The organism is Nocardioides jensenii JCM 1364 = NBRC 14755 (assembly GCF_001552535.1).
In the GTDB taxonomy this organism is placed as follows: domain Bacteria; phylum Actinomycetota; class Actinomycetes; order Propionibacteriales; family Nocardioidaceae; genus Nocardioides; species Nocardioides jensenii.
Map to the genome: position 1 here is coordinate 1 of NZ_BCRJ01000162.1, position 5,501 is coordinate 5,501.

The 5,501-nt window shown below is 70.2% G+C and carries 7 protein-coding genes and 1 tRNA gene; 7 read left to right on the top strand and 1 reads right to left on the bottom strand.

Annotation, left to right across the window (positions count from 1 at the left end):
• Both NJ4_RS26175 and NJ4_RS24675 read left to right on the top strand, forming a co-directional pair.
• A partial coding sequence (locus NJ4_RS26175; RefSeq protein ID WP_217996989.1) for a hypothetical protein occupies positions 1-1,187 on the top strand: 1,187 nt, incomplete at its 5' end.
• A gap of 135 nt (positions 1,188-1,322) precedes the next feature.
• Complete coding sequence (locus tag NJ4_RS24675; RefSeq protein WP_245644700.1) at positions 1,323-1,562, top strand: hypothetical protein; 240 nt, start codon at positions 1,323-1,325, stop codon at positions 1,560-1,562.
• A gap of 51 nt (positions 1,563-1,613) precedes the next feature.
• Here NJ4_RS24675 and NJ4_RS24680 read toward each other — a convergent pair.
• A tRNA-Tyr gene (locus tag NJ4_RS24680) sits at positions 1,614-1,696 on the bottom strand.
• 112 nt (positions 1,697-1,808) lie between these two features.
• Here NJ4_RS24680 and NJ4_RS24685 point away from each other — a divergent pair.
• The 5 genes from NJ4_RS24685 (at position 1,809) to NJ4_RS24705 (ending at position 5,327) form a co-directional block, all read left to right on the top strand.
• Complete coding sequence (locus NJ4_RS24685; protein ID WP_067442058.1) at positions 1,809-2,300, top strand: YajQ family cyclic di-GMP-binding protein; 492 nt, start codon at positions 1,809-1,811, stop codon at positions 2,298-2,300.
• 1 nt (position 2,301) lies between these two features.
• Entirely contained in the window at positions 2,302-2,772 is a 471-nt protein-coding gene (locus NJ4_RS24690) for an SRPBCC domain-containing protein (RefSeq protein ID WP_067442061.1), read from the top strand.
• Positions 2,773-2,845: 73 nt separating this feature from the next.
• The gene (locus NJ4_RS24695; protein WP_056682576.1) at positions 2,846-3,148 is read left to right on the top strand and encodes an urease subunit gamma; all 303 of its coding nucleotides are present in this window, start codon (positions 2,846-2,848) and stop codon (positions 3,146-3,148) included.
• Positions 3,145-3,621, top strand: coding sequence for an urease subunit beta (gene ureB, locus NJ4_RS27245; protein WP_067442063.1), 477 nt, complete (start codon positions 3,145-3,147; stop codon positions 3,619-3,621). Before NJ4_RS24695 ends, ureB begins: the two co-directional genes overlap by 4 nt.
• On the top strand, positions 3,618-5,327 hold the full coding sequence (locus tag NJ4_RS24705; RefSeq protein ID WP_067442066.1) for an urease subunit alpha: 1,710 nt from the start codon (positions 3,618-3,620) through the stop codon (positions 5,325-5,327). The genes ureB and NJ4_RS24705 overlap by 4 nt, the downstream gene beginning before the upstream one ends.
• Positions 5,328-5,501 lie beyond the last annotated feature (174 nt).

Below are 5,501 nucleotides of genomic sequence, written 5' to 3' on the forward strand. Positions count from 1 at the left end.
CCCGGCGTGCGGTGCGCAGGCGCGGCGACGACCGCGAGCGCAGCCTCGTCGACGTGGTCGGCCTGCGGGTCAAGGACGTACGCCGCACCGGCGCGCAGGCGTTGATGGCGCACATCGCCGAGCACCCGCGCGACGTGCTGGCGGTCTCGGCGGCCGTGCCGACGATCGCGTTCTCCGGCGTCACCGACGTGCAGCAGGAGGCGTGGGACCTCGTCGACGGCCTCGCCCCGGCCTACGGCGACCACTGGTGGTACATCTCGCTGCTCGCCTTCACCCGCCAGGACCAGGCCCGCTTCGAGGAGGCCGGACTGCTCGCGGAGAGCGCCCTGTCGTGCGAGCCGTCCTCGGGCCATGCCGTGCACGCGCAGACGCACGTGCTCTACGAGACCGGCCAGCACGAGACCGGTCGGGTGTGGCTCGACCACTGGGTCACCGAGAGCGGCCGGTCGGCCAGCCACGGCGCGCACTTCTCCTGGCACGCCGCCCTGCACGAGCTGGCGCTCGGCGACACCGAGGCCGTACGTCGTCGCTACTACTCACAGCTCGCGCCGCCGACCGTGTCCGGCGTCCGGTCCCTGATCGACTCGGCGTCGCTGCTGTGGCGGTGGCGGGTGACGACCAGCGACTGGGACGCGGCGGTCGCCACCGGGCTGCCCGACAGAGCCGGCTCGGCGTTCGCCGGCGAGGCCGCACCGCCGCCGATCGAGCCGGTCCTCGAGGCGCTCGACCACGCCCTGCTGGCGAAGCCGCAGACACCGTTCGTGGCGCTGCACGCGGCGATCGCGCTGGCCGCGGCCGGCGACTGTCGTCGCCTTGCCGACCTGGGGCATCACTGCCGGCGCTCCCGGGACAACACCGTTCGCACGATCGTCTCCACGGTCTGCGACGCCCTCGGGGCCGCCGTCGAGGCGCGGTGGGCCGAGGCAGCCGCCCTGATCGCCGACGTACTGCCGGTGCTGGTCAAGGTCGGCGGCTCCGCGGCCCAGCGCGACGTGATCGAGGAGACGATGTTGCTGTGCCTGGTCAACGCCGGTGACGCGGCGCGGGCCACGTCGGTGCTGAGCGGCCGGCTGGACCGTCGTACGTCGCCGATCGACCAGCGCCGCCTCGACTCCCTCGCCCTGCGGAAGTCGGCAGTTTCACAGGCGGGCCTGAAACTGGCCGATCGACGCGATACTTCCCGTTGATCGGGCAGGAACGGACGGGCAGCACGCGGCGACCCGGCGTAGGCTCCATCTTTCGCAACGAGAGGGCACACCATGGTCGCCAGCCGGGCAGCTCGTGAGAGGAAGGCCGCCGCACAAGCCGGCCCTCTCGCACGGGTGAAGATCGACCTCGATGACGACGACCAGTTCGTCTACAAGATCACCTGCACCGAATGCACCGCCAAGGGGCACCGCAAGTGGGCGACCTACCGCCCCGGCGACGACAACGGGTTCATGGCCGCCATGGACCGCTGGATCTTCCACCTGCGTGAGAAGCACCCGGACGTCGACGCGCCCTGTCTCGAGTTCGTGGCCGAGGCCCAGGAGCGCCTGGAGCGACGCCGCCGGGCGGAATGACGAAGGGCCCGTGACCTGCTTGCGCTGGTCACGGGCCCTTCGTTGCACCTGTGGCAGATGAAGGATTCGAACCTTCGAAGGCGTAAGCCGACGGATTTACAGTCCGCTCCCATTGGCCGCTCGGGCAATCTGCCATGCCACCCCCGACTTGGCCGGGAGGCAGCAAGACGAAAGAATAGCGCAGCACACTCACAGACGAAAAATGCCGCCGACCCACTCCGGCCGACGGCCAACAGAGGAGAAGTGATGGCCGACTCGTCGTTCGACATCGTCAGCAAGATCGACCGCCAGGAGGTCGACAACGCGCTCGGGCAGGCCGCCCGCGAGGTGGCCACCCGCTACGACTTCAAGGGCACCGGCGCCACCATCGAGTGGCAGGGCGAGCAGGCGATCGAGATCACCGCCTCGGCCGACGACCGCGCCACCGCCGTGCTCGACGTCTTCCAGGGCAAGTTGGTCAAGCGCAACCAGTCGCTCAAGATCCTCGACACCGGCGACGTACGGCAGTCGGGCCAGGTCTCCAAGATCTCAATCACCCTCAAGGAGGGCATCACCTCCGAGGACGCGAAGAAGATCACCAAGCTGATCCGCGACGAGGGCCCCAAGGGCGTCAAGGCGCAGATCCAGGGCGACGAGCTGCGCGTCTCCTCCAAGAAGCGCGACGACCTGCAGGCAGTGCAGCAGCTGGTGAAGAGCCAGGACCTCGACTTCGCGGTGCAGTTCACCAACTACCGCTGACATGCCCCGCAACCCTGAGGCATCGGTCGAGATCGATGCGCCCCTCGACGTCGTGTGGCGCGTCATGCTCGACACCGCGTCGTACCCCGAGTGGAACCCGTTCGTCGTCCGCGCCGACTGCGCCGAGCCACGCGTCGGCCAGCCGATCGTGCTCCACGTGCGGTGGGCCAACGGCAAGGGCACCCGCTCCCCCGAACGGATCAGCGTGCTCGAGCCGCCCAGAACCGACCGTGAGGGCACGACAAGGGCCACGCTGGCCTACGTCTTCGAGGGCTGGCCCGCGAAGCTCGGCCTCGTGAAGGGCACCCGCCTCCAGCGCCTCACCCAACGACCCGGCGGCCCCACGACGTACGACACGGTCGAGCAGTTCACCGGCCCGATGGTGAAGTACGCCGGCCCCGGCCGCGTCGCCGACGGCTTCCGCAGGCACGCGCAGGGGTTGAAGGAACGGGCCGAGTCCCTCGCACGCTGATCACTCAACCGGGCTCCCCACCGCCGGCGCTGCGTGCTAACTTCGCAGGACCAGCAACACAGGAGGACCGCGCGTGCACCTGACTCCCTCCGACATCGACAAGCTGTTGCTCAGCGTGGCCGGCATGGTGGCCCGCGACCGACGCGAACGCGGCGTCCTTCTCAACCATCCCGAGGCCACGGCCCTGCTGGCCTGCTGGGTGATGGAGCGTGCCCGCGAGGGCGCCCGGGTGGCCGACCTGATGAGCGACGGCCGCCACGTGCTGACACGCGACGAGGTGATGGAGGGCGTTCCGGAGATGATCCGCGACGTGCAGGTCGAGGCGACCTTCCCCGACGGGCGCAAGCTGGTCACGATCACGGAGCCGATCCAGTGATCCCCGGCGAAGTACGCGTCTCGGCGGAGCCGCTCGAGCTCAGCAGCGGCCGCGAGCAACGCACGATCGTGATCGTCAACGACGGCGACCGGCCGATCCAGGTGGGCTCCCACATCCACCTGCCCGACACCAACCCGGCGCTGACCTTCGACCGCGACCAGACCCAGGGCTTCCGCCTCGACGTCCCCGCCGGTACGTCGATCCGCTTCGAGCCCGGGGTGAGCCGCACGGTCGACGTGATCGCGCTGGGCGGCACCGGCACCGTCCCAGGTCTGCAGATCCGCGACCTCGACGGGGAGCTGCCGACCCACGCGCGCGAGCCGAAGCCGGTCGTGCCGTTCGGCACACCCGGAACACCGGTCGACAGGCCGAGCCGGGCCGGCGGGCTCGGCGTACGCCTCAGCGACGAGCCGCCACATCCCGAGCCCGGCAGCGAGCAGTCCGAGAGCGATGACGACGAGGAGACACCGTGAGCCGGATCGATCGCCGCGAATACGTCCAGCTCTACGGCCCGACCGTCGGCGACCAGATCCGGCTGGGTGACACCGACCTGTGGATCCAGGTCGAGCAGGACCTCACCTTCGGTGGTGACGAGTCGGTCTTCGGTGGCGGCAAGAGCATCCGCGAGTCGATGGGCCAGGGCCTGACCACCCGCGACGAGGGCGCCCTCGACCTGGTGATCACCAACGTGGTCGTGCTCGACCACGGCGGCATCGTGCGTGGCGACGTCGGCATACGAGACGGTCGCATCGTCGCGGTCGGCAAGTCCGGCAACCCCGACATCATGGACAACGTCCACCCCGACCTGCACATCGGTCCGAGCACCGACGTGATCGCCGGCGAGGGCAAGATCCTCACCGCCGGGGCCATCGACACCCACGTGCACTACCTCAACGAGACCGAGATGCTGGAGGCCCTGGCCACCGGGACCACCACGGTCGTCGGCGGCGGCACCGGCCCCACCGAGGGGTCGAAGGCCACCACCGTCACACCGGGCGCATGGTCGTTGGCGATGATGCACCGCGCGTTCGACCACATCCCGCTCAACGTGCTGCTCTTCGGCAAGGGCAACACGGTCAGCGCGGCCGCCCTCGAGCAGGAGGCGCTCAGCGGTGCCGGCGGCTACAAGGTGCACGAGGACTGGGGCGCCACCCCCGCGGCCATCGACGCCTCACTGCGGGCCGCAGACGCGTTCGGCCTCCAGGTCGCCCTGCACGCCGACAGCCTCAACGAGACCGGCTACGTGCAGCACACCCTCGACGCCATCGCCGGACGGGGCATCCACCTCTTCCACTCCGAGGGCGCCGGCGGCGGGCACGCCCCCGACATCATCGTGATGGCCAGCGAGCCCAACGTGCTGCCCGCCTCGACCAACCCGACCCTGCCGCACACCGTCAACACCGAGGCCGAGCACCTCGACATGCTGATGGTCGCGCACCACCTCAACCCGCGCGTGCCCGAGGACCTCGCGTTCGCCGAGTCGCGCATTCGCGGTACGACGATGGCCGCCGAAGACATCCTGCAGGACATGGGTGCCATCTCGATCACGTCGTCCGACGCCCAGGCGATGGGCCGCATCGGCGAGCTCATCTCACGCACCTGGCAGGTCGCCCACGTCATGAAGGCGCAGCGCGGGTCGCTCGGCACCTCGATGCCGGCCGACAACGAGAGGGCCCGGCGGTACGTCGCGAAATACACGATCTGCCCCGCGGTGGCACACGGCGTCGACCACGAGATCGGCTCGGTCGAGGGCGGCAAGATGGCTGACCTGGTGCTGTGGGACCCGGTCTTCTTCGGCATCCGGCCCACCGCGGTGATCAAGGGCGGCGCGATCGTGTGGGCGCCCATGGGCGACGTCAACGCGGCGATCCCGACACCCCAGCCGGTGTTCATGCGCCCTGCCATGGCCGCCTCGCCCGGTTCGGCACCACACCTGTCCACGTCGTTCGTCTCACCCCTCGCAGTCGACAACGGACTGCGCGACAGGCTGGGACTGCGACGCCAGCTGACCGGCGTACGCCCGACCCGGCATCTCACCAAGGCCGACATGCCCAACAACACCGCGCTGCCCGCACTCGACGTCGACCCCGAGACGTTCGCGATCACCATCGACGGCGAGCTGGTCCGCCCGCAGCCCGTCGACGAGTTGCCCCTCGCCCAGCGCTACTCGTTGTTCTGAGTGGCGCCCGTGAGTGCTGAGCTCGGCGCGCTGCTCCTCACCGACGGCAGGTTGCCGACCGGGGGCCACGCGCACTCGGCCGGCCTGGAGCCGGCACTCGCCGCGGGGCTGCGCGCCGACCAGGTGCCTGCCTACATCGACGCCCGGCTGCGCACCGTCGGCCTGGTCGAGGCC